Origin of the sequence: Nocardioides aurantiacus (genome assembly GCF_003752505.1) — a bacterium.
In the GTDB taxonomy this organism is placed as follows: domain Bacteria; phylum Actinomycetota; class Actinomycetes; order Propionibacteriales; family Nocardioidaceae; genus Marmoricola; species Marmoricola aurantiacus.
This window is the reverse complement of sequence record NZ_RKHO01000001.1, coordinates 1,572,136-1,594,950: the sequence shown is the minus strand read 5'-3', so window position 1 is coordinate 1,594,950 and position 22,815 is coordinate 1,572,136. Positions and strand designations below refer to the sequence as shown.

Genomic DNA, 22,815 nt, shown 5'->3' with positions numbered 1-22,815 from the left:
GTAATCAGGTCTATTGGACCGATCGGTATCCGACGGCCGAGACTGGACCGGTGACCCCGACCCCGCTGCTGACCCCCTCGACGCTCGACCTCGACGGTGTCCTGCGTGCCGCCGAGGTGGTCGCCCGCCACCTGCCGGCCACGCCCTCGTGGTCCTACCCCGTGCTGGACCGACGGGTCGGCGGCCGCGTGGTGGTCAAGCACGAGAACGTGCAGCCGACCGGCGCCTTCAAGGTGCGCGGTGGGGTCAACCTCGCCGCGTCGCTGACGCCCTCGGAGGTACGCCGCGGCCTGGTCACCGCCTCGACCGGCAACCACGCCCAGTCCACGGCGTACGCCGCCCGGCTGGCCGGCACCCGCGCGGTCGTCGTGATGCCGACCTCCGCCCCGGCCGTCAAGCGCGACGCGGTGGCCGCGCTGGGCGCCGAGGTGGTCGTCCACGGCCCCGACCTGGGCGCCTCGGCCGCCCACGCCCGCGAGCTCGCCGAGCGCGACGGGCTGCGCTGGGTCTCCCCCGGCGACGACCCGGCGATCGTGCTGGGCCACGCCACGCTGCACCTCGAGCTGTTCCGCGTCCATCCCGACCTCGAGGTGCTGTTCGTGCCGATCGGCAGCGGCACCAGCGCGGCCGGCGCCTGCCTGGTCCGTGACGCGCTCGCGCCCGACTGCCGCGTCGTCGGGGTGCAGTCCGCCGCCGCCCCGGCCGCCCACGACTCCTGGCGCAGCGGCTCGCTCGTCAGCGCCGACTGCCGCACCCGCGTCGCCGGGCTGGCGACCTGCGCGGGCTACGCGCTGCCGCAGTCGGTGCTGGCGGCCGGACTCGACGACTTCGTCCTGGTCACCGACGACCAGATCGACGCCGCCGCCCGCGTGCTGGCCACCGACGCCCACACCCTCGCCGAGGGCGCCGGCGCCGCGTCGCTCGCGGCGCTCCTGGCCCGCCCCGCGGCCCCGGCCGTCTCCGCGATCGTCGTCAGCGGCGGCAACGCCTCCCTCGAGGAGCTGGCCTCCCTGGCGCGCGGCTGATCCGCGTAGTCCGAGACGTTCGGCACCGCGCCGGAGGTCTCTGGGGGTGCCGAACGTCTCGGACTACCCCGATCGGCGGACGGTGACGTAGCAGGCCACCGCGGCCGCGGCCGCGACGTTGAGGGAGTCCACGCCCGCCCGCATCGGCACCACGGCCCGGACGTCGGCCGCCTCCTGCCAGCGCGCCGACAGGCCGTGCCCCTCCGAGCCGAGCACCAGCGCCACCCGGTCGAGCCCGGCGACGGCCGCCTCGAGCTCGACCGCGTCGTCGGCCAGCGTCAGCGCCACGGTGGTGAACCCCGCGTCGTGCAGCTGCGGGAGGGCGTCGTACCAGTCGGGCAGGCGGGTCCACGGGACCTTGAACACCGCCCCCATCGCGACCTTGACGGCGCGGCGGTAGAGCGGGTCGGCGCACCGGGGGGCCAGCAGCACCGCGTCGATCCCGAGCGCGGCCGCGCTGCGGAGCACCGCGCCGACGTTGGTGTGGTCGGTGACGTCCTCGAGCACCGCCACGGTGCGGGCGCCGGCGAGGACCTCGGCGACGCTCGGCAGTGGCCGTCGGTGCAGCGAGGCCAGCGCGCCGCGGTGGACGTGGAAGCCGGTGACCTCCTCGGTCAGCGCCTCCGGGGCGACGTAGCAGGGCGCGTCGGTCTGCTCCAGCACGTCGGCCAGGCCGTCGAGCCACCGCGGTGCCATCAGGAAGGACCGGGGCTCGTAGCCGGCCTCCACGGCACGGCGCACGACCTTCTCGCCCTCGGCGAGGAACAGCCCGTGCTCGGCCTCGATCGACTGGCGCAGCTGTACGTCGCGCAGGTGGCGGTAGTCGGCCAGCACCGGGTCGGCAGGGTCCGTGACCTCGGTGAAGGAGGCCACTCAGGCGTCCTGCGTGCCCGGGAGCAGGTGGCCCTCGAAGTGCTGGGGCCGCGCCACCGCGACCACGTCGCCGACCACGATGATCGCCGGCGGGCGCACCCGCTCGGCCGTGAGCGTCTCGGCGAGCCCGCCGAGCGTCGAGAGCACGGTGCGCTCGGTCGGCATCGAGCCGTCGCAGACCACCGCCACGGGGGTGCCGGCGGGGCGTCCCCCCTCGAGCAGCGCCGCCGCGATGTGGGGGGCGTTCTCCACCGCCATCATCAGCACGACGGTGCCGGTGAGGCGGGCCAGCGCCTCCCAGTTGACGAGCGACTCGGGGTGGCCGGGGGGCAGGTGGCCGCTGACCACGGTGAACTCGTGGGTGACGCCGCGGTGGGTGACCGGGATGCCCGCGATGGCGGGGACCGCGATCGGGCTGCTGATGCCGGGGATCACCGTGACCGGTACGCCGGCGGCCTCGCAGGCCTGGATCTCCTCGTAGCCGCGGCCGAAGACGAAGTTGTCGCCGCCCTTGAAGCGCGCCACCCGGCGACCTGCCAGGGCCTCCTCGACGATGACCCGGTTGATCTCCTCCTGCAGGGCGGAGCGGCCGCGGGGCAGCTTGGCGACGTCGACGATGCGGGTGCTCGCGGGCAGCTCGGCCAGCAGCTCGCGCGGCGCCAGTCGGTCGGCGACGACGACGTCGGCGTCCATCAGCGCCTTGCGACCGGCGATGGTGACCAGCTCGGGGTCGCCCGGTCCGCCGCCGACGAGCACCACCCCGGGCACCCGCTCGCGGTGGTGGCGGGCGGCCACGGCGCCCTGCCGCATCGCGGCGACGATTTCGTCGCGCAGGGCGGCGTGGTGGCGGGGGTCGCGGTCGGCCGCGGTGCTGGCCATCACGGCGACGAGGTCGCCGTCGTGGGTGCCCACGGCCGGGGTGAAGGCGGTGCCCTCCTCCGCGTCGTCGGCGCGCACGCACCACAGCCGCTGCTCCTCGGCGAGCTCGCAGACCCGGGCGTTGACGGCCGCGTCGTCGGTGGCGGCCAGGACGTACCACGCCCCGTCGAGATCGCCGTCGTCGAAACCGCGCTCGGACCAGGTGATCTCCCCCGACCCCACGAGCCCCTCGATCGCCGGGGTGACCTCCGGCGAGACCAGGCGGACGTCGGCCCCGGCCGCGATCAGCGTCGGGACCCGGCGCTGCGCGACGTTGCCGCCCCCGACGACGAGCACGCGCCGGCCTGCGAGCCGCAGCCCCACGGCGTACGTCGGACGGTCGGCCGGTGGGCTGGTCGGAGGAGTGACGGTGCCGTTCACGCACACCATTGTGAGGCGTCCCGTCGTTCGACCCGACCCCCGCCACCGTGCGGACTATGTTCGGGCCCATGAGCCTGGACCGACCCGTGCACCCCGACCCCTACGAGCTGCTCCCGAGCGTGCCCTCCTTCACCGTCACCAGCGAGGACGTGACCGACGGCCAGCCGTTGGCCGACGCCCAGGTGGCCGCCGCCGGCGACACCTCGCCGCAGCTGAGCTGGAGCGGCGCCCCCGAGGGCACCCGCAGCTTCACCGTGACCTGCTTCGACCCCGACGCCCCGACCCCGTCGGGCTTCTGGCACTGGGTGCTCGTCGACCTCCCGGCCGACACCACCTCGCTGGACACCGGCGCCGGCGCCGAGGGGGCGTCCCTGCCGGGCGGCGCCTTCATGTGCCGCAACGACGTCGGCACGCTGGCCTTCACCGGGGCGGCCCCGCCCGAGGGCGACCAGGTCCACCGCTACTACTTCGTGGTGCACGCCGTGACCGAGGAGCAGCTCGGCGTGGACGCCGGCGCCAGCCCTGCGGTGGTCAGCTTCAACCTGGCCTTCAAGACCGCCGGCCGCGCGATCCTGACCGGCACCTACCAGCACTGAGCCCCGAGAACCGGCGGGTCCGGCTGAACGGACCTGCCGGTTCGGGGTACCCGGCTGGAGTGCGGCCCTCGCGGCCCACCCCCTCTCACCGTTCGACGCAGCCCGTCCTTGGAGGACCCCGATGAGTGACACCACCCGCCCCCATGGCGGTTCCACGACCGAGTCGGGTGCCCCGGCACCCAGCGAGAAGAACTCGCTGACCGTCGGCGACACCGGCCCGATCCTGCTCAACGACCACCACTTCATCAACCAGATGGCGCACTTCAACCGTGAGCGCGTCCCGGAGCGCAACGTCCACGCCAAGGGCTCGGGTGCGTTCGGCACCTTCGAGACGACCGAGGACGTCTCGGCGTACACCAAGGCGGCGCTGTTCCAGCCCGGTGTCACCACCGACATGCTGGCCCGCTTCTCCACCGTCGCCGGCGAGCAGGGCTCCCCCGACACCTGGCGCGACCCCCGCGGCTTCGCGCTGAAGTTCTACACGACCGAGGGCAACTGGGACCTCGTCGGCAACAACACCCCGGTGTTCTTCGTGCGCGACACCATGAAGTTCCCCCACTTCATCCGCTCGCAGAAGCGGCGCGGCGGCACCGGCCTGCGCGACAACGACATGCAGTGGGACTTCTGGACCCTCAACCCCGAGTCCGCGCACCAGGTGACCTACCTGATGGGCGACCGCGGCATCCCGGCCTCGTGGCGCGAGATGAACGGCTACGGCTCGCACACCTACATGTGGATCAACGCCGCCGGCGAGAAGTCGTGGGTGAAGTTCCACTTCCACTCCGACCAGGGCGTGCGCAACCTGACCCAGGAGGCGGCCAACAAGATCGCCGGCGAGGACAGCGACTTCCACCGTCGCGACCTGCAGGAGGCCATCGACAACGGCGACTTCCCGTCCTGGACCCTGAACGTGCAGGTGATGCCCTACGAGGACGCCAAGACCTACCGGTTCAACCCGTTCGACCTGACCAAGACCTGGTCGCACGCGGACTACCCGCTGATCAAGGTCGGCACGATGCGGCTCGACAAGAACCCCGACAACTTCTTCGCGCAGATCGAGCAGGCGGCCTTCGAGCCCAGCGCGATCGTGCCGGGGATCTCCTTCAGCCCCGACAAGATGCTGCAGGGACGGGTGTTCTCCTACGCCGACACGCACCGCTACCGGATCGGCCCGAACTACCACCAGCTGCCGGTCAACCAGAACCGCGTGGCCGACCACAACACCTACACCTTCGACGGGCCGATGGCCTACCAGCACTCCGGTGACGCCCCGGTCTACGCCCCGAACTCCTACGGGCGCGGCTACTCCGACGAGACCGGTGTCGCCGAGGACGGCTGGGAGGTCGACGGCGCCATGGTCCGCGAGGCCTACACGCTGCGCTCCGAGGACGACGACTTCGGCCAGGCCGGCACGCTGGTGCGCGAGGTCTGGGACGACGAGCAGCGCGAGCGCTTCGTCGGCAACGTCGCCGGTCACATCCTCGGCGGCGTGAAGCCCGAGACGCTCCCCCGCGTCCTCGAGTACTGGAAGAACGTCGACGCCGACACCGGCAAGCGCATCGAGGAGGCCGTCAACGCTGGCCAGGACGAGAAGGCGCCGGCCCCCGGCCCGACCGACCGCGTGGGCGTGATCACCGAGTCGAGCAAGAGCCACGCCCGCTCGGCCTGACGCACCCCGCTCCACCCGACGCCCCCGTCCGCCGCGCGCGGTCGGGGGCGTCGTACGTCGGGGGCCGGCCCGGACGTCCGGGGGCGCGGCCGCCTCCCCCGAGGGCGTACGCCGCCCGCACCTACAGCGGCAGCACGAACGCCGCGACGGCGACCAGGCCGACCGTCACGATGACGGCCCGCAGGAACGGTGGCGGCAGCCGGCGGCCGACCTTGGCGCCGATCTGGCCGCCGATCACCGAGCCCGCCGCGATCAGGCCGGCGACCGACCAGTCGATGCTCCCCGCCGAGCTCGACGGGGCGAACGGCACGTCGACGAAGGCGAGCAGCACGAACACCACCGCGGCGATGCCGTTGACGATCAGCGCCAGCACGTTCTTGGCGGCGTTGTGGCGCTGCATGGTGTCGGCGACGCCGATGCCGAGGATCGCCATGAGCAGCACGCCCTGGGCGGCGCCGAAGTAGCCGCCGTACACCCCGGCCAGGCCCACCGCGGGCCACACCCACCACGCGCCGTGCTCGGCCAGGCCGCCGCGGGTGGCCGCCCGCGCCGCGACCCGGCGCGAGAGGCGCGGGCCGACGACCACGAGGGCGCACCCGAGGAGGATGAGCACGGGCACCACGGCGTCGAAGGCCGAGGACGGGAGCCAGAGCAGCAGCAGCGCCCCGACGATGCCGCCGAGCAGCGAGGCCGAGCCCAGCACCACGAGCCGGCGGCGCTGCCCGCGGAGCTCGGCGCGGTAGCCGATCGCGCCGGAGAGCGAGCCCGGTGCCAGGCCCAGGGTGTTGGAGACGTTGGCCGTCACGGGCGGTACGCCGAAGGCGAGCAGCGTCGGGAAGGTGATCAGCGTCCCGGAGCCCACGACGGTGTTGATCGTGCCGGCGGCGACCCCCGCGAGGAGGATCGCCGCCGATTCGAAGGGACCCACTAGGCCCGGGTCGACCCGTCGTCGGGCGGCCCGTCGGCGCCGGCCGGCGGGGCCTCGGCGGGCGGGGGCGTCACCGACGGGTCGGGGATGCCGGCCGCGAGGTCGCGGCCGGCGTCGAGTCCGCCGATCGGGCTGGCCGCCTGGCCCGGCGCGGTGCGTGCCGACTCCTCGGCGGCGCGCAGCGCCTCGCGGACGGCCTCGTCGGCGCTGCTGGTATCGACCTCGGGGATCTCGACGTCCATGGCCCCGGGGTCGACCCGCACGCGCGGACCGCCGGAGTCCTTCGGGATGCCGCTGACCTGGTTCATGGCCGAGCCGAGGCCCTCGAGCGCCTTGGTGATCTCCGACGGCACGACCCACACCTTGTTGGCCGAGCCCTCGGCGATCTTGGGCATCATCTGGAGGTACTGGTAGGCGAGCAGCGCCTGGTCGGGCTGCCCGTCGTGGATGGCCTGGAACACCGTCTGGATGGCCTGGCCCTCACCCTGCGCCTTGAGGATCGAGGACTCACGCTCCGCCTGGGCCCGCAGGATCAGCGACTGGCGGTCGCCCTCGGCGTTGAGGATGGCGGCCTGCTTGCCGCCCTCGGCGGTGAGGATCGCGGACTGGCGCTGGCCCTCGGCGGTGAGGATCGCGGCCCGCTTGTCGCGGTCGGCGCGCATCTGCTTCTCCATCGAGTCCTTGATGGAGGCCGGCGGGTCGATCGCCTTGATCTCGACGCGCTTGACCTTGATGCCCCAGCGGCCGGTGGCGTCGTCGAGGACCTCGGAGAGGCTGGTGTTGATGCGGTCGCGGGAGGTCAGCGTCTCCTCCAGCGTCATGCCACCGACGATGTTGCGGGTGGTGGTGATGGTCAGCTGCTCGACGCCCTGGATGTAGTTCACGATCTCGTACGTCGCCGCGACCGGGTCGGTGACGGTGAAGTAGATGACCGTGTCGATGTCGACCGAGAGGTTGTCCTCGGTGATCACCGAGACGGGCGGGAACGAGACCACCTGCTCACGCAGGTCGATCTTGTAGCGCACCCGGTCGATGAACGGCACGAGCAGGTTGGGGCCCTCGGTGAGCGTGCGCTGGTACTTGCCCAGCCGCTCCACGATGCCCACCCGCGACTGCGGCACGATCTGGATGGACTTGGCCAGCAGCACCACCACGAAGAGCAGCAGCACCACCAGCACGATGAGAAGTCCCATGGCTATCCCCCTTGTCACCCGAGTTGCAGCGGAACGCCGCGACGTGGCTACGTCGTCGGCGGGTGGGCGCGCAGCACGTACGCCGTCGCACCCTTGATCATCACGACGTCGACCACGGCACCGGCCTCGATGGCGTCGTCCTCGTCGTACGGCAGCGCGGTCCACTCCTCGCCCTCGACCTTGACCCGGCCCGGCGCCGAGGTGGACAGCTCCCGGAGCACGGTGGCCCGACGTCCGATCAGCGAGTGGTGGCCGGTGACCAGCTTGGGGGTCGAGTGGAGCCTGCCGATGATGTTGGGACGCACCAGGCCCAGCAGCGCGACCGAGGTGACCAGCGCGAGGATGAGCTGGAGGGGCGGATCCCCGCCGAGCAGGGCCGTCACGCCTCCGACGACGGCGCCACCGGCCAGCATCAGCAGGAACAGCTCCAGGCCGAGCATCTCCAGGCCGCCCAGGACGACGGCGAGGAGCATCCAGCTCTGCCATGCGTTGTCCCGTAGCCAGTCCATGGCCGAACCCTAGCCGGGGACCGAACAGCCTTCCCGGGTCCGGCGCTCAGGCGCGTCGGCCCGCCTTGCGCCGTGCGGCCCAGCGCCCGTCCTCCTCCTGCACCGTCAGCGGCAGTCCGAAGGTGCGCGAGAGCAGCTCCTCGGTGAGCACGTGCGGGAGCGGGCCGGCGGCGACCGCCTTGCCGTCGCGGAGCAGCAGCGCGTGCGTGAACCCGGGAGGGATCTCCTCGACGTGGTGGGAGACCAGCACGGTGGCCGGGGAGTACTCGTCCATCGCCAGCACCGACAGCGTGGAGACCAGGTCCTCGCGGCCACCGAGGTCGAGGCCGGCGGCGGGCTCGTCGAGCAGCAGCAGCTCGGGGTCGGTCATCAGCGCCCGGGCGATCTGGACCCGCTTGCGCTCGCCCTCGGACAGCGTCCCGAAGGTGCGGTCGACCAGGTTGCCCGCACCCACCTCGACGAGCAGCTCCGCGGCCCGGGCGTGGTCGAGGTCGTCGTAGTGCTCGCGCCAGCGGCCCACCACGCCGTACGACGCGGACACGACGACGTCGCGCACCAGCTCGTGGCGCGGGATGCGATCGGCCACGGCGGCGCTGGTCCAGCCGATGCGGGGACGCAGCTCGAAGAGGTCGACGGTGCCGACCACCTCGCCGAGCACGGCCAGGACGCCGGAGGTCGGGTGGATCTGCGCCGAGCACAGCTGGAGCAGCGTGGTCTTGCCGGCGCCGTTGGGGCCCAGCACCACCCAGCGCTCGTCCTCCTCCACCGCCCAGTCGAGACCGTCGAGGAGCACGGACTCCCCCCGGCGGACGGTCACGTCGGCGAGCTCGAGGACGGCGTTCACGGGTGGGGACCTCACGCGGCGGGACGGGGGCGACGGACCTGGGTCAACCTACCGGGCGGTGGGGACGCGGCGTGGCGCGGGCTCCTACGATTCCCCGGTGAGCTCGCTGCCCGTCTCCGCCGTCCTGGCGACCTGGTTGGACGCCGTCCGCGCCGGCCACGTCGGTCCCGACGACCTCGCCGACGCCGTGCGCGGCGAGGACCCCCGCCACCTCGTGGTCGGGCTGCCGGACCGCGAGGTGGCCGAGCTGGTCGAGCTCCCCGGCGCCCTGCGCGGCCCGGTCTCGCTGGCGCTGCCGGTCCCGGGCGACCTAACCGGGCTGGGCGGTCCGCCGGCGCTCAACCACGCGGCGCTGGAGTCCGGCCAGGCCGTGCTCGCGGGATCGGTGGCGCTGGTGCCCGAGCTCGACGCCCGCAGCGTGGTCTGGCGCGCCCACCGGGCGGCCCCGGCGCCGTACGTCGACGAGCGCGAGAGCGCCTCCGAGCTGCGGCTGGCCCTCGCCACCGTCACCCAGCGCCTGGTGGACCTCGACGTCGCGTCGTGGAGCCCCGAGGTGCCCGACCTGCTGATGAACCTGCGCCACCGGCCCCCGCTGCCGCTCCCGCCGGTCCTCGACCCGCGGCGTCGCGAGACCCTCGAGCGGGCCGCGCTGTGCCTCGACGTCGTCGACGCCGCCCGGGCCGACGAGGGCGGCGCGCTGTCGACCCACGAGGTGGCCCGGCGCCGCGAGGCGCTGGCCGACCTCGACCGGGCCGCCCGCCGGGCCGTGGTCGGCGCCTGCACCGGGCGTCACGACCGCTAGCCTCGTCCGCGTGCCGGAGCAGCCCGACGTCCCCGCTGGACCCGCCCCCGAGCCTCCCGGGGGGGAGCGGACCCTCCTGGTGACCCTCACCGGCCGTGACCGTCCGGGTGTCACCTCGCTGGTCTTCGACACCCTGGCCGCCTTCTCGGTCGAGGTGCTCGACATCGAGCAGATCGTGCTGCGGCGACGCCTCGTCCTCGGGCTGCTGGTCTCCTCGCCGCGACAGTGGCAGGCGCTGCGCAACGCGCTGGAGCAGGTGGCCGCCGACCTCGACATGACCGTCGAGGTCGTCCAGGGTTCGGGCGACAACCGGCCGCGCCCCGAGGGCCGCAGCCACGTGACCGTGCTCGGCAGCCCGCTGCGCGCCGCCGCCGTCGCCGCCATCGCCGGCCGGGTGGCCGACACCGGCGCCAATATCGATCGCATCGAGCGGATGGCCCGCTACCCGATCACCGCCATCGACCTGCACGTGTCCGGCACCGACCCCGACCAGCTCCGGGACCTGCTGGCCCGCGAGGCCGCCGTCCAGGGCGTCGACATCGCGGTCCAGCCCGCGAGCCTGCTGCGCCGCGGCATGCGGCTGATCGTGATGGACGTCGACTCCACCCTCGTCCAGGGCGAGGTCATCGAGATGCTCGCCGCCAAGGCCGGCTGCGAGGAGGAGGTCGCGCGGGTCACCGAGGAGGCGATGCGCGGCGAGCTCGACTTCGCCGAGAGCCTGCGCTCCCGCGTCGCGCTGCTCGAGGGTCTGGAGGCCACCGCCCTCGACGAGGTGTACGACGAGCTGCAGCTCACCCCCGGGGCCCGGACCACCGTCCGGGTGCTGAAGCGGCTCGGCTACCGATTCGCGATCGTCAGCGGCGGCTTCTCCCAGCTCACCGACCGGCTGGCCGCGGACCTCGGCATCGACTTCGCGGTCGCCAACGAGCTCGAGGTCCTCGACGGGCGGCTCACCGGCCGCGTCGTCGGACCCGTGGTCGACCGGGCCGGCAAGGCCGACGCGCTGCGCCGGTTCGCCGCCGAGGTGGGTGTGCCCGTCACCTCCACGGTGGCCATCGGCGACGGCGCCAACGACCTCGACATGCTCAACGCGGCCGGCCTGGGCATCGCCTTCAACGCCAAGCCGGTCGTCCAGGAGGCGGCGCAGACGTCGGTCAACGTCCCCTACATGGACGCCGTCCTCTACCTGCTCGGCATCACGCGCGAGGAGGTCGTGGCCGCCGACGCCGAGGCCGGCTTCACCACGCCCGAGCCCGAGGTCTGAGCACCGCTCACCCGGCCGCGCCGTCGCCCCGCGCGTCGGCGCACGCCCGGGCGCAGGCCGCCAGGTAGCGCCGGGCCGCGAACCGCTGGGCCAGCCGACCGGCCGGTCCGGCCGCCCGCAGGAGGCCCCAGGCCGGACGCGAGAAGGCCCGCACCTCGGCGACGACGCCCGCGGCCGTCCGCTCGACGACGAACAGCTCCTCGCCGCTCTCGGGGTGACCGGGCAGGGTGCCGTAGGCGAAGCCGCGCCGGTCGGGCTCGTCGACGACGTAGACCACCCGCGTGGGAGCCCGCAGCCGCAGCGGGCCGGCGCCGGCGGTCAGCACCACCGTGACCCCCTCGACGGCGACCGGGGAGACCGAGACGGGGTCGAGACCGAGGGCGCGCTGCATCCCGAAGCCCAGCACGAACGCGGCCGCGGCCTCCAGGTCGGCCTCGGTGGTGCCGACCCGGCGGCGCTCCCGCACGGCGCGGTAGCCCGCAGGCGGCGGGCCGGTCTCCCGGGTGCCGCCGACGGGCGCGTAGGTGAACGCGGCCTGCGACCCCGGGCCGGGCACGACGAGCGACATCAGCCGACGGGGGCGTGGAAGTCGACCAGCCGCGCACCGGCTGCGTCCAGGTCGGACCAGGCGACCGGCACGCGCAGCACCGCGGCCGCCCCGGGCGGGAAGCCTCGGCTCAGGGCGACGAACGCCTCGACGTCGGGCTCCCCGTCCTCCAGGGCCTGCGCCAGCGACGCGGCGGTCGGGTTGTGGCCGACGTACATCACGGTCGTGACGTCCTCGGGCACCGCGCGGAGGGCGTCGAGGACGGTGTCGGCCGAGGCGGAGTAGAGGTCGTCGCGGACCTGCGCCTCGGGGGCGTCGGCCAGGGCGGCCGTCAGGAGGTCCCAGGTCTCGCGGGTGCGGGCGGCCGAGGACACCAGCGCGACGTCCGGCCGGACGTCCGTGCCGGCCAGCCACTCCCCCACGGCGGCGGCGTCGCGGCGGCCCCGGGCGGTCAGTCGCCGGGCGTGGTCCTCCTCGGCGAAGGACTCGGCACGAGCGTGCCGGAGGACCACGAGGAGGCGCTGCGGGACCGCAGGATCGTCGGGGGAAGAGGGGGTCACACCGTCAATCTTCCACCCCCTAGGCTGCCTGTCATGCCATTCGGTGCCACGCCCGTGCCGGGGTCCTCCCGCGGTGACCTCGTCGTCATCGGCGGGGCCGAGGACAAGCTCGGCAAGCGGGCCGTCCTCGCCGACTTCGTCCGCCGCGCCGGCGGTGAGCAGGCCCGGATCGCGGTGGTCCCCACCGCCTCCTCGCTCGGCGACGAGATCGTCGAGGTGTACGCCGCGGTGTTCGCCAAGCTGGGGGCCGCCGAGGTCTACGGCGTCCGCCCGCAGGACCGCGCCGAGGCCTTCGACCCGGCGCTGGTGGCCGAGCTCGACCGCGCCACCGGCGTCTTCATGACGGGCGGCAACCAGCTCAAGCTCGGCACCGTCGTCGCGGGGACACCCTTCGGCGACGCGCTCCACGACGCCCACCGCCGCGGCGTGACCGTCGGCGGCACCTCGGCCGGCGCCAGCATCCAGTCCTCGCACATGGTCGCCTTCGGCCCGGGCGGCGCGACGGCCAAGCAGCGGATGACCCAGGTCGCCGCCGGGCTGGGGCTGCTCGCGGACTGCGTCGTCGACCAGCACTTCGCGCAGCGCAACCGCTACGGACGGCTGCTGATGATCGTCTCCCAGAGCCCCCAGCTGCTCGGGATCGGCGTCGACGAGGACACCGCGGCGGTCGTCACGACCGACGAGGACGGCCGCCAGCGGCTCGAGGTGGTCGGCCGCGGCGTGGTGACGCTGCTGGACGGCAGCACGATGGTCACCGACGCCCACGCCGCCAAGGAGCACCGGCCGATCCTGGCCTCGGGGGTGGTGCTGCACGCGCTGCCCGCCGGGTCCCACTTCGACCTGACCGACCGCACGCTGCTCCCGGCCCCCACCGTCGGCGACCCCGCGGAGGCGGACGAGCTGGCCGTGGCCAACCGCGACCTGTCCAAGCTGGCGCGCGACATCGCCGCCGACGACGCCTCGCCCTCGGTGCTCCGCCGCCGGGTGGCCCGACGGAGCAGAGGAGCCCGACCGTGACGCAGAGCCCCCAGGACCGCCGTGACGACCACTCCCCCGAGCCGCGCAGCGGCGTGACCCAGGTGAGCGGCGGCGGTCGGCCCACCCCGGACCTCGCGATCGTGGAGACCCGCGTCTACCGCGGCGCCAACGTGTGGTCCTACGACAAGGCGATCCACCTCGTGGTGGACCTCGGCGTCATCGAGGAGTACCCCACCAACACGATCCCCGGCCTCACCGAGCACCTCCTCGAGGCCCTGCCCGGCCTGCGCGAGCACTCCTGCTCGCGCGGTCGGCGCGGTGGGTTCGTGGAGCGGCTGCACGAGGGCACCTGGCTCGGCCACGTCGCCGAGCACTGCGCGCTGGCGCTGCAGCAGGTGGTCGGCCACGACGTACGGCGCGGCAAGACCCGTCAGGTCAAGGGCCGGCCGGGCCACTACAACGTCATCTTCGGCTACGTCGACGAACAGGTCGGGCTGGCGGCCGCCCGGCTCGCCGTACGCCTGGTCAACCACCTCGTCCAGCCCGATCCCGAGCTGGACTTCGAGGCCGAGCTCGACGCCTTCATCCTGCGGGCCCAGCGCACCGCCTTCGGCCCCTCCACGCAGGCGATCCTCGACGAGGCCGTCTCGCGCGACATCCCCTGGATCCGGCTCAACCAGCACTCGCTGGTGCAGCTGGGCCAGGGCGTCCACGCCAAGCGGATCCGCGCCACCATGACCTCGGAGACCAGCTCGATCGCGGTCGACATCGCCTCCGACAAGGACCTCACCACCCGGCTGCTCGGCGCCGCCGGGCTGCCCGTGCCCAAGCAGGAGTCGGTGCGTACGGCGGACCAGGCGGTCGCCATGGCGCGCCGGATCGGCTTCCCGGTCGTCGTGAAGCCCCTGGACGGCAACCACGGTCGCGGCGTGTGCCTGGACCTGCAGTCCGACGACGACGTCCGCGAGGCCTTCGACGTGGCGCGTGCCCAGTCCCGCCGCGGCACCGTGATCGTGGAGTCCTTCGTCACCGGCAAGGACTACCGCTGCCTGATCATCGACGGCCGGATGGCCGCGATCGCCGAGCGGGTCCCCGCCTCGGTGACCGGTGACGGCACCAGCACCGTGCGGTCGCTGGTCGACCTCACCAACGCCGACCCGCGCCGCGGCCTGGGCCACGAGAAGGTGCTGACCCGGATCAAGGTCGACGCGGCCGCCGAGGAGGTGCTGGCCGGCCAGGGCCACACGCTGGACTCCGTGCCCGCCGAGGGCGAGATGGTCAAGCTCGCACTCACCGGCAACATGTCCACCGGCGGCATCTCCATCGACCGCACCTTCGAGGCGCACCCCGAGAACGTCGAGATCGCCGAGGAGGCGGCCCGGATGATCGGGCTCGACATCGCCGGCATCGACTTCATCTGCCCCGACATCACCCAGCCGGTCCGCGAGACCGGCGGCGCGATCTGCGAGGTCAACGCCGCCCCGGGCTTCCGGATGCACACCCACCCGACCATCGGCGAGCCGCAGTTCATCGCCAAGCCGGTCGTCGACATGCTGATCCCGCCGGGGACCCCGAGCCGGATCCCGATCGTGGCCGTCACCGGCACCAACGGCAAGACGACCACCAGCCGGATGATCAGCCACATCTTCAAGGGAATGGGTCGCAAGGTCGGCATGACCTCGACCGACGGCGTCGTGATCGACGAGCGGCTGCTGATCCGCTCGGATGCCTCGGGCCCGCGCAGCGCGCGGATGGTGCTCCAGAACCCCCGCGTCGACTTCGCCGTCTTCGAGGTCGCGCGCGGCGGCATCCTGCGCGAGGGCCTGGGCTACGAGCGCAACGACGTCGCCGTCGTGCTCAACGTGCAGCCCGACCACCTCGGCCTGCGCGGCATCGACACCGTCGAGCAGCTCGCCGACGTCAAGGCCGTCCTGGTCGAGGCCGTGCCGCGCGACGGCCACGCCGTGCTCAACGCAGACGACCCGCTGGTGCGCCAGATGCGCCGGCGCTGCTCGGGCCAGGTGGTGTGGTTCTCCATGGCCGAGCCCGGCTCGGAGGAGATCGACCTCATCGACGCCCACTGCCGCCGGGGCGGCAAGGCGCTGGTGCTGCAGCGCACCGAGCGCGGCGAGATGATCGTGGTGCGCCACGGTGCCCGCCAGATGCAGCTGGCCTTCACCCACCTGCTCCCCGCCACGTTCTCGGGCCGCGCCCGGATGAACGTCCAGAACACCCTCGCCGCCGCAGCCGCCGCCTTCGCCGCGGGCGCTCCGCTGCACGACATCCGGCAGGGCCTGCGGACCTTCTCCACCAGCTACTACCTCTCCCCCGGACGCCTCAACGAGATCGAGGTCAACGGGGTCAACGTCATCGTCGACTACTGCCACAACGCGCCCGGCATGCGCGCGCTGGGTGACTTCGTCGACCGGCTCGGGGAGAGCCTCGACTCCGGTCACGAGCTGGGCAAGCCGTCGCGCATCGGCGTCATCGCCACCGCCGGCGACCGCCGCGACGAGGACATGCGCGAGCTCGGCGACGTCGCGGCCCAGCACTTCGACGTGGTCGTGGTGCGCGAGGACAAGGCGCTGCGCCGCCGCGAGCGCGGCGAGACCGCCTCCCTCGTCGCCGAGGGGGTACGCCGGGCCATGGACGCCGGCAGCCGCTGCAAGCAGCTCGAGGTCATCCTCGACGAGATCGAGGCCGTGCACCACGCGATGAGCCGCGCGAACTACGGCGACCTCGTCGTGGTCTGCGTCGACCAGCACCCGCTGGTCATGAGCGAGCTGGAGAACTGGTCGCCCCATGCCCAGGCCGGCGCCGGTGCCGGGTCGAGCGACGCGCCCGTGGCCGACCCCGACTGGACGCCGCCGACCGACCCCACGGCCTGACCCCACGGCCGACCCCACGGCCTGACCTCACGACCGGCCCCCTGGGCGGGCCCAGAGCCAGCCCGACCCGCCTCGGGTCCGTTCCCGGCGTTGGTGGAACAGCTGTTCCACCAACGCGCCTTGGTGGAACGACCGTTCCACCAACGGCGGGAGCGGTCCCCGCGGTCGCCTAGGACGGAGCGGGTGCCTCGTCGGTCGCCTTCGACGGCCCGGCTGCGCGCTTGGCCGACCGGCGCGACGTGCGGCCCACCGTGACGGTGTGACCGCCGGGCGCGGGTGCCGCCGCGGGCTCCGCCTCGACGGCGGGTTGCGGGGCGGGCTCGGTGGTCTCCGGAGCGCTCGTCCCCTCCGCGGGGGCGGACTTCTTCGCCGACGTCTTCTTGGCCGTCTTCTTGGCCGGCGCCTTCTTCGCAGCCGCGGTCTTGGCGGCCGCCTTCTTGGCGGGTGCCTTCCTGGCAGCCTTCTTTGCGGTCTTCTTCACCGGCTCCGCTTCGACAAGCTCGTCGCCGGGCTCGTCGCCGTCCACGGTCTCGGGCGCCACCGGGGTGACGCTCTCGACCTCGGGGACCTCGGCCTGCGCGGGAGCGGCCTCGGGGACCTCGGGCACGTCGACGACGCCGGGGGCGACGGCCGGCTCGACGACCGGCTCCGGGGCGGAGTCGCCGGGGGGCTCCGGCGTCGGCTGCTCCTGGACCTGCTCGGGAGCGCCCTCGCCGCGCGAGCGGCGGCCGGGGCCGCGGTTGTTGCGGCGGCGGCCCTTGAGCCGCACCATCAGCTGCTCGGTGCCGGCGGCCGTGGTGATGGTGCGGGTCTCGAGGAAGGGCTGCTCGCGGATCAGGTCGCTCAGCTTGCCGAACCCGTGGGTGCGGGCATCGAAGGACGGGTCGGTGCGGGTCAGCAGGGTGCCGAGCGAGCCGAGGGTCGTCCAGTCCTCGTCGTCGGAGTCGGCCTTGTTGAGGCTGCGCGACAGCACGCTCTGCAGCACCGCTGCCTGGTCGCGGGTGCCGGCGTCGCTGGTCTCGCGGGGCTCGGGGCTCTCGCCGCCGGCGCCACCACCTCCGCCACCCCCGCGCGACGACCGCCGGCTGCGCTGCGGGGCGGGCTCCTCCTCCTCGTCCTCGGCGACGGCGGCGCCGAGCACCTCGAGGAAGGTGAACTTGTCGCAGGCGTCACGGAAGGCGCGGGGCGTCTTGCCGGCGCCGACGCCGTAGACGGTCATCGCCGACTCGCGCAGCCGGGTGGCCAGGCGGGTGAAGTCGCTGTCGCTGGAGACGATGACGAAGCCGTCGAGGTTGCCGGCGTACAGCAGGTCCATCGCGTCGATGATGAGCGCGGAGTCGCTGGAGTTCTTGCCGGTCGTGTAGGCGAACTGCTGCATCGGGGAGATGGCGTGCTCGTGGAGCCGCTTCTTCCACCCGTTGAGCTGGTCGGTGGTCCAGTCGCCGTACGCGCGCTTCACGGTCAGCAGGCCGTAGCCCGCGAGCTCGGCGAACAGGTCGGTCGAGACCTTGGAGGAGACGTTGTCGGCGTCGATGAGGACGGCGAGGCGTCGTGAGTCGGTCATGACCGACAGTCTCCACCAACCCGGCTCAGTCCTGCGCCGCCGCCCGCCGTACGCGCGTGGCGAGCTGCTCCGCGGAGTCGGGCGTGGCACCGAGCGTGGCCAGCCAGTCGTAGACCTCCTGGCGCTCCGCGTGGCACATCAGGCCCACGACGTCGTCGGGCCCGGCCTGGGCGACGAGGGCCTGCAGCGAGGCCAGCTCGGTGGGGTACGACGTGACGTCGGTGACCCCGACGCGCTCCGCGCCGGCGCGGAGCAGGGCGTCCATCTCCGCCACCGTGCGACCGCGGAGGTACTTCTGCTTGTGCCCGATCGCGACCACGTCGGTGTCACGGGCGGCGATCTCGCCGAGTGCCTCGAGCAGCTCGTCGGTGCGGTCACCGACCGCGCCGAGCCCCAACAGCAGCCGTCCACCCGGCGCGCGCACGCCCCGCATGATCTCGACCATCGCCTCGAGGCCGGCCTCGTTGTGCGCGAGGTCCATCACCACGCACAGGTCGCCGCGCTCGGTGGGGACGGTGAAGAAGTTCATCCGGCCCGGGTTGTGCTCGGCGTCGGGCCGGAAGGAGCGCAGCCCGGCCACGACGTGCTCGCGACCGAGCCCGGCGGCCAGGCCGGCCGACGCCGCGGCGAGGGCGTTCTCCACGTTGAAGCGTGACAGCCCGCCCAGGGTCATCGGCACGTCGACCAGCTCGAGGAGCAGGTCGGAGCCGCGGCCCTCCAGGACGGTGATCCACCCGTCGATGACGGTGGTGGCGCGACCGCCCGCGCCCAGCACCTCGCGCAGCGCGGGAGAGTCGGGGTCGCGGGAGAACAGCCACGGCTGCGCCTTGGTGACGCCGCGCATGGCCAGCGTCCGCGGGTCGTCGGCGTTGAGCACGGCCCAGCCGTCGCGCCGGGTGATCGAGGGCACGACGGCCTTGACCTCGGCCAGCTGGTCGACGGTGTCGATGCCCTGCAGGCCGAGGTGGTCGGCGGTCACGTTGGTGACGACGGAGACGTCGTTGCTGGTGACGCCGATGCCCTTGAGCAGGATGCCGCCGCGGGCGGTCTCGGTCACCGCGAAGTCGACCTCCGGGCGGGAGAGCACCTGCCCGGCACCCGAGGGGCCGGAGTAGTCACCCGGCTCGACGAGCACCCCGTCGACGTACACCCCGTCGGTGCTGGACCACCCCACGTGGTGGCCCGCCTCGCGGGCGATGTGCGCGACCATGCGCGAGGTGGTCGTCTTGCCGTTCGTGCCGGTGACCGCCACGAGGGGGACCCGGGGCCGCACGGTCGTGGGGCCGGGGCCGCGAGGGGTGTCCCGCACCACCGCGGCGGCGGCGGCGACGAGCTCCTCCAGGGAGCCGCCCCCCTCCAGTCCGTCGAGCACCGCGACCACCTGCTGCCCCAGTGCCTGCGCCCGGGCGCGGTCACGCCAGGGGAAGGCCACCACGAGACGGTCGGCCTCGGCCGTGGCCCGCACCCGTACGCCGAGCCGGGTGGTGCCCGACTCGCGCGCCACCCGCCGCACCACGGCGGTGACCACGCGCACCAGCGCCCGCTGGCGGAACCCGCTGAGCGGTGCCCCGGCACGCACCGAGCGCAGGCCCAGCCCGGCGGCCAGCGCCCGCAGCGTGGCCTCGTCGGCCGCGGCCAACGGGTGGACGTCGACGGTGAGCTTCACCGCCGCGCGGGGGAAGTAGAGGTTGGGTCCCTCGAGCACCCTCAGCTCGACCAGGGCCGAACCGGACGTGCCCTCGGCCGAGGAGCCCAACGCCTCAGTCGTCCTCGAGCCGGAAGCCGACCTTGAGACCGACCTGGAAGTGCTCCACCTGGCCGTCCTTGACGTGGCCGCGGACCTGGGTCATCTCGAACCAGTCGACGTGGCGCAGCGTGCGCGCGGCGCGCTCGACGCCGTTGCGGATCGCCTGGTCGATGCCCTCGGTGGAGGTGCCGACGATCTCGGTCACTCGGTAGGTGCGGTCGGACATCAACGTCCTCCTGGGTGCGCGGTGGAGGCTCGGGGCCCCATGACGGCGCCAGTGTCGCACTGCGGCTCCCCCGGCCGCCCGAGGGGCTGGGAGCCCGCCCGTACGCTGGGAGGTGTGGCAGGAACACGCAGCAACCGGCGCGGTACCGAGCCGGTCCGCATCACGACCGCACCCCAGAGCCACCGCGACGACCTCGACCGGCGGCGACGCCGCTACATCATCTCGATGGTCGTGCGGACGCTCTGCTTCGTCGGCGCGGCCGTGGTCGGTCCGGGCTGGGTCCGCTGGGTCCTCATCTTCGGCGCGGTCTTCCTGCCCTACGTCGCGGTGATCGTGGCCAACAGCGCCGCACCGCGCACCGACGGCGCCGACCTGGTGCAGCCCGGGCGGGGCTACAAGGAGCTCGGGTGAGCACGGCCGACGAGACCGCCCCCGAGGTCGAGGCCACCTGCTCGGCCAAGGGCTGCCAGGCCCCCGCGACCCACCAGCTGCTGTGGAACAACCCCAAGCTGCACACGCCCGACCGGCGCAAGGTGTGGCTGGCGTGCGAGGAGCACCGCGGCTCCCTGGGCGACTTCCTCGCCGCGCGCCAGTTCCTGCGCGACGTCGTCCCGCACGCCTGAGGCGGGCGTCGCACGCAGCGGGTCGACCGGCCGCCGAGCAGCCGCCCGGTCGGTCTCCCGGTCAGCCGCCGATCGCCGACATCGGACGCGTCGGCTGCAGGAACGTGGTGTCGTCGATGCCGTGGCCGGGACGCTTGGTGACCATCGCCAGGCGCCAGCGGTCGGCGATCTCGTCGTCGCTCGCACCGCCGCGCAGCGCCGCCCGCAGGTCGGACTCCTCACGGGCGAACAGGCAGTTGCGGACCTGACCGTCTGCGGTGAGCCGCACCCGGTCGCAGTCGCCGCAGAACGGGCGCGTCACCGAGGCGATCACCCCGACACGGGCGGGCCCGCCGTCGACGAGGAACGTCTCGGCCGGGGCGCTGCCGCGGTGGTCGGGGTCGGGCGTCAGCGTGAAGGCGGTGGCCAGCGAGGCGAAGATCTCCTCGGCGGTGACCATGCCCTCCCGGGACCAGGCGTGCTGGGCGTCGAGCGGCATCTGCTCGATGATCCGCAGCTGGTAGCCGCGCTCCAGGCACCAGCCGAGCAGCTCCGGCGCGAGGTGGTCGTTGACGCCGCGCAGCAGCACGGCGTTGATCTTGATCGGGCCGATGCCGGCCGCGTCCGCCGCCTCGAGCCCGGCGACCACGTCGTGCAGCCGGTCGCGGCGCGTGATCTGCGCGAACACGTCGGCGCGGATGGTGTCGAGGCTGACGTTCACCCGGTCCAGGCCCGACTCGGCGAGGGCCCCGGCGGTGCGGGCGAGGCCGAGGGCGTTGGTGGTGAGCGAGACCTCCGGGCGCGGGCGCAGCTGCGCCGTACGCCGGACGATGTCGGTGAGCCCCCGGCGCAGCAGCGGCTCCCCCCCGGTGAAGCGGACCTCGCGGATGCCGAGGTCCTCGACGCCGATCCTCACCAGACGGACGACCTCGTCGTCGGTCAGCGTCTGGTCGGTGGGCATCCAGTCGAGCCCCTCGGCCGGCATGCAGTAGTTGCACCGCAGGTTGCACCGGTCGGTCAGGGAGACCCGCAGGTCGGTGGCGACCCGGCCGAAGCCGTCGAGCAGGCCGCCCGCCGGGGCTGGCTGGATGTCGTCGTGGGCGCTCACCCGGCCAGTCTAGGGACGGAACCCCGAACTACGCTCGTGCCGTGGGGTTCCTGCTGTCACGTCGCTGGGTCGTGTTCGCCGTCGTGGTCGCGCTCCTGGCCTACCTGACCCTGCTGCTGGGGCAGTGGCAGTTCGGCCGGCTGGAGGACCGCAAGCAGGAGAACCGCATCGTGAGCACCAACCTCCGCGCGGCTCCCGTGCCCGTCGAGGAGGTGCTCTCCACCGATCGACAGCCCCCGGCCGAGGCGGCGTGGCAGCGGGTGACCGCCCGGGGCACCTGGGACGACGAGCACACGATCGTGCTGAAGTACCAGACCCGCGAGGGCGGTGCCGGCGTCGACGTCGTCACCCCCCTGGTCACCGAGGACGGCACCGCGGTGCTGGTCGACCGTGGCTGGCTCGCGACCGACAACTCCGGCCGCACCCGCCCCGACCTGCCACCCGCGACCGAGGGGACGGTCACGGTGACCGGCTACGTCCGGCAGGACGCGACCGGCGGCGCGACGCAGGTCCAGGACCTCAGCACCCGGGCCGTGTCCTCGCAGGCGGCCGCCGAGGCGGTCCCCCACCCGCTCTACCGCGGGTTCCTCGACCTGGCCGAGGAGAGCCCGGAGCCGGAGCAGCAGCTCGCCCTCACCGAGCTCCCGGACGCCGGCAGCAACGGCCCGCACTTCTTCTACGGCCTGCAGTGGTGGTTCTTCGGGGCGCTGGCCGTCTTCGGGTTCGCCTACCTGGCCTACGACGAGCTGCGCGGCCGGCGACGGGAGGGCACGCCCGCGGGCGAGGCGCGACGCCGCCCCGGCCGTGACTCAGAGCCCGCGCAGCAGACCGCCGTCCACGGGCAGCATCGTCCCCGTGACGAAGGATGAGACCGGGCTGAGCAGGAACGCCGCCGCGGCGGCGAACTCCTCGGGCCGGCCGTAGCGTCCGAGCGGGATCGAGGCCACCGCCCGGCGTCGGGCCTCCTCGGCGTTGCCGGTCGCCTGGTCGAGCTCGGCCACCCGGTCGGTGGAGATGCGCCCGGGCAGCAGGCCGTTGACGCGCACCTGCCGCGGCCCGAGCTCGCCGGCGAGCACCTTGGCCGCCATGGCCAGGCCCGGACGCAGGCCGTTGGACACCGCCAGGCCGGCCACCGGCTCGCGCACCGACGTGGAGAGCACGAACACGATCGACGCCGGCCCCTCGACGGCCCGCGCGGTCGCCCGTGCGACCCGCAGGCCTCCGACGACGATCGACTCGAAGGCCTCGCTCCAGATCCGGTCCTCGGTCTCCATCACCGAGCCGGGCGGTGGTCCACCGACCGAGACCAGGGCCCCGTCGAGCCGGCCCCAGCGCGACAGGGCCGTCTCGACGAGCCGGTGGGCGGTGGCGGGGTCGGCGTTGTCGGCGACCACCGCGGTGGCCCGGTCCTCGCCCAGCGCGGTCACGGCCTCGCCGAGCGAGCTCTCGCTCCGCCCCGACAGCACCACGCGCGCGCCCTCGGCGACGAGCAGCTCGGCACTGGCCCGGCCCAGGCCGCGAGCGCCCCCGGTGACGAGGAAGACACGGTCGGTCAGCTGGAGGTCCATGCCCCCACGCTAGGGGACACCGACC

Annotated in this window: 23 protein-coding genes; 10 read left to right on the top strand and 13 right to left on the bottom strand. The window is 73.8% G+C overall.

Going from position 1 to position 22,815, the window contains the following annotated elements:
• Positions 1–50 precede the first annotated feature (50 nt).
• Complete coding sequence (locus tag EDD33_RS07610) at positions 51–1,025, top strand: threonine ammonia-lyase (RefSeq protein WP_211332457.1); 975 nt, start codon at positions 51–53, stop codon at positions 1,023–1,025.
• Between the two features lie 63 nt (positions 1,026–1,088).
• Here EDD33_RS07610 and EDD33_RS07605 read toward each other — a convergent pair whose 3' ends face one another.
• Together EDD33_RS07605 and cobA are read right to left on the bottom strand one after the other, a co-directional pair.
• Positions 1,089–1,898: a TrmH family RNA methyltransferase gene (locus EDD33_RS07605; protein WP_123389810.1), complete on the bottom strand. Its 810-nt coding sequence runs from the start codon at positions 1,896–1,898 to the stop codon at positions 1,089–1,091.
• Entirely contained in the window at positions 1,899–3,197 is a 1,299-nt protein-coding gene (gene cobA, locus EDD33_RS07600) for a uroporphyrinogen-III C-methyltransferase (protein ID WP_246003421.1), read from the bottom strand.
• 68 nt (positions 3,198–3,265) lie between these two features.
• Between cobA and EDD33_RS07595 the strand changes: the two genes are divergently transcribed.
• Together EDD33_RS07595 and EDD33_RS07590 are read left to right on the top strand one after the other, a co-directional pair.
• A complete protein-coding gene (locus EDD33_RS07595) occupies positions 3,266–3,793 on the top strand; it encodes a YbhB/YbcL family Raf kinase inhibitor-like protein (RefSeq protein ID WP_123393161.1) in 528 nt (175 codons plus the stop codon).
• A 121-nt stretch (positions 3,794–3,914) separates the two neighbouring features.
• The gene (locus EDD33_RS07590; RefSeq protein WP_123389806.1) at positions 3,915–5,462 is read left to right on the top strand and encodes a catalase; all 1,548 of its coding nucleotides are present in this window, start codon (positions 3,915–3,917) and stop codon (positions 5,460–5,462) included.
• Positions 5,463–5,583: 121 nt separating this feature from the next.
• Here EDD33_RS07590 and EDD33_RS07585 read toward each other — a convergent pair whose 3' ends face one another.
• From EDD33_RS07585 to EDD33_RS07570, 4 genes are read right to left on the bottom strand one after another with little or no spacing between them, the layout of a single operon-like run.
• On the bottom strand, positions 5,584–6,390 hold the full coding sequence (locus EDD33_RS07585; protein WP_123389805.1) for a sulfite exporter TauE/SafE family protein: 807 nt from the start codon (positions 6,388–6,390) through the stop codon (positions 5,584–5,586).
• On the bottom strand, positions 6,390–7,583 hold the full coding sequence (locus EDD33_RS07580) for an SPFH domain-containing protein (protein ID WP_123389803.1): 1,194 nt from the start codon (positions 7,581–7,583) through the stop codon (positions 6,390–6,392). The genes EDD33_RS07585 and EDD33_RS07580 overlap by 1 nt, the downstream gene beginning before the upstream one ends.
• A gap of 47 nt (positions 7,584–7,630) precedes the next feature.
• Positions 7,631–8,092 (bottom strand): NfeD family protein, encoded by a 462-nt coding sequence (locus EDD33_RS07575; RefSeq protein ID WP_123389801.1) that lies wholly within the window; start codon positions 8,090–8,092, stop codon positions 7,631–7,633.
• A gap of 46 nt (positions 8,093–8,138) precedes the next feature.
• Positions 8,139–8,936, bottom strand: a complete 798-nt coding sequence (locus EDD33_RS07570) for an ABC transporter ATP-binding protein (protein ID WP_123389799.1) — start codon at positions 8,934–8,936, stop codon at positions 8,139–8,141.
• Between the two features lie 97 nt (positions 8,937–9,033).
• Here EDD33_RS07570 and EDD33_RS07565 point away from each other — a divergent pair, with 97 nt between their 5' ends.
• Positions 9,034–9,738: a hypothetical protein gene (locus EDD33_RS07565; protein WP_123389798.1), complete on the top strand. Its 705-nt coding sequence runs from the start codon at positions 9,034–9,036 to the stop codon at positions 9,736–9,738.
• Positions 9,739–9,748: 10 nt separating this feature from the next.
• Positions 9,749–11,002: a phosphoserine phosphatase SerB gene (gene serB, locus EDD33_RS07560; RefSeq protein ID WP_123389796.1), complete on the top strand. Its 1,254-nt coding sequence runs from the start codon at positions 9,749–9,751 to the stop codon at positions 11,000–11,002.
• A gap of 7 nt (positions 11,003–11,009) precedes the next feature.
• On the opposite strand, the gene EDD33_RS07555 is transcribed toward serB, so the two are convergent.
• Together EDD33_RS07555 and EDD33_RS07550 are read right to left on the bottom strand one after the other, a co-directional pair.
• Positions 11,010–11,570, bottom strand: a complete 561-nt coding sequence (locus EDD33_RS07555; protein ID WP_123389794.1) for a DUF1990 domain-containing protein — start codon at positions 11,568–11,570, stop codon at positions 11,010–11,012.
• Positions 11,570–12,109, bottom strand: coding sequence for a SixA phosphatase family protein (locus EDD33_RS07550; protein WP_170169725.1), 540 nt, complete (start codon positions 12,107–12,109; stop codon positions 11,570–11,572). Before EDD33_RS07550 ends, EDD33_RS07555 begins: the two co-directional genes overlap by 1 nt.
• 33 nt (positions 12,110–12,142) lie before the next feature.
• Here EDD33_RS07550 and EDD33_RS07545 point away from each other — a divergent pair, with 33 nt between their 5' ends.
• A complete protein-coding gene (locus EDD33_RS07545; protein WP_123389793.1) occupies positions 12,143–13,126 on the top strand; it encodes a cyanophycinase in 984 nt (327 codons plus the stop codon).
• Complete coding sequence (gene cphA / locus EDD33_RS07540; protein WP_246003420.1) at positions 13,123–15,975, top strand: cyanophycin synthetase; 2,853 nt, start codon at positions 13,123–13,125, stop codon at positions 15,973–15,975. Before EDD33_RS07545 ends, cphA begins: the two co-directional genes overlap by 4 nt.
• Before the next feature lie 169 nt (positions 15,976–16,144).
• On the opposite strand, the gene EDD33_RS07535 is transcribed toward cphA, so the two are convergent.
• Genes EDD33_RS07535 through EDD33_RS07525 form a run of 3 tightly spaced genes read right to left on the bottom strand, consistent with a single transcriptional unit; the run spans position 16,145 to position 19,512 of the window.
• Entirely contained in the window at positions 16,145–17,539 is a 1,395-nt protein-coding gene (locus tag EDD33_RS07535; RefSeq protein WP_123389791.1) for an NYN domain-containing protein, read from the bottom strand.
• A gap of 25 nt (positions 17,540–17,564) precedes the next feature.
• Complete coding sequence (locus EDD33_RS07530) at positions 17,565–19,295, bottom strand: Mur ligase family protein (RefSeq protein ID WP_246003419.1); 1,731 nt, start codon at positions 19,293–19,295, stop codon at positions 17,565–17,567.
• A 4-nt stretch (positions 19,296–19,299) separates the two neighbouring features.
• Complete coding sequence (locus EDD33_RS07525) at positions 19,300–19,512, bottom strand: dodecin (RefSeq protein WP_056538857.1); 213 nt, start codon at positions 19,510–19,512, stop codon at positions 19,300–19,302.
• 114 nt (positions 19,513–19,626) lie between these two features.
• On the opposite strand from EDD33_RS07525, the gene EDD33_RS07520 reads away from it, so the two are divergent.
• The gene (locus tag EDD33_RS07520; RefSeq protein ID WP_056538854.1) at positions 19,627–19,923 is read left to right on the top strand and encodes a DUF3099 domain-containing protein; all 297 of its coding nucleotides are present in this window, start codon (positions 19,627–19,629) and stop codon (positions 19,921–19,923) included.
• The gene (locus EDD33_RS07515; RefSeq protein ID WP_123389788.1) at positions 19,920–20,135 is read left to right on the top strand and encodes an acetone carboxylase; all 216 of its coding nucleotides are present in this window, start codon (positions 19,920–19,922) and stop codon (positions 20,133–20,135) included. The genes EDD33_RS07520 and EDD33_RS07515 overlap by 4 nt, the downstream gene beginning before the upstream one ends.
• Before the next feature lie 61 nt (positions 20,136–20,196).
• Here the strand turns inward: EDD33_RS07515 and moaA are convergent, their stop codons facing one another.
• Positions 20,197–21,222 carry a GTP 3',8-cyclase MoaA gene (moaA, locus tag EDD33_RS07510; RefSeq protein WP_246003418.1) on the bottom strand — a complete coding sequence of 342 codons (1,026 nt, stop codon included), beginning with the start codon at positions 21,220–21,222 and terminating at the stop codon, positions 20,197–20,199.
• A gap of 41 nt (positions 21,223–21,263) precedes the next feature.
• Here moaA and EDD33_RS07505 point away from each other — a divergent pair, with 41 nt between their 5' ends.
• On the top strand, positions 21,264–22,091 hold the full coding sequence (locus tag EDD33_RS07505) for an SURF1 family cytochrome oxidase biogenesis protein (protein ID WP_170169724.1): 828 nt from the start codon (positions 21,264–21,266) through the stop codon (positions 22,089–22,091).
• On the opposite strand, the gene EDD33_RS07500 is transcribed toward EDD33_RS07505, so the two are convergent.
• The gene (locus EDD33_RS07500) at positions 22,032–22,790 is read right to left on the bottom strand and encodes an SDR family oxidoreductase (protein ID WP_123389784.1); all 759 of its coding nucleotides are present in this window, start codon (positions 22,788–22,790) and stop codon (positions 22,032–22,034) included. The two genes, EDD33_RS07505 and EDD33_RS07500, sit on opposite strands and share 60 nt — an antisense overlap.
• Positions 22,791–22,815: the final 25 nt, after the last annotated feature.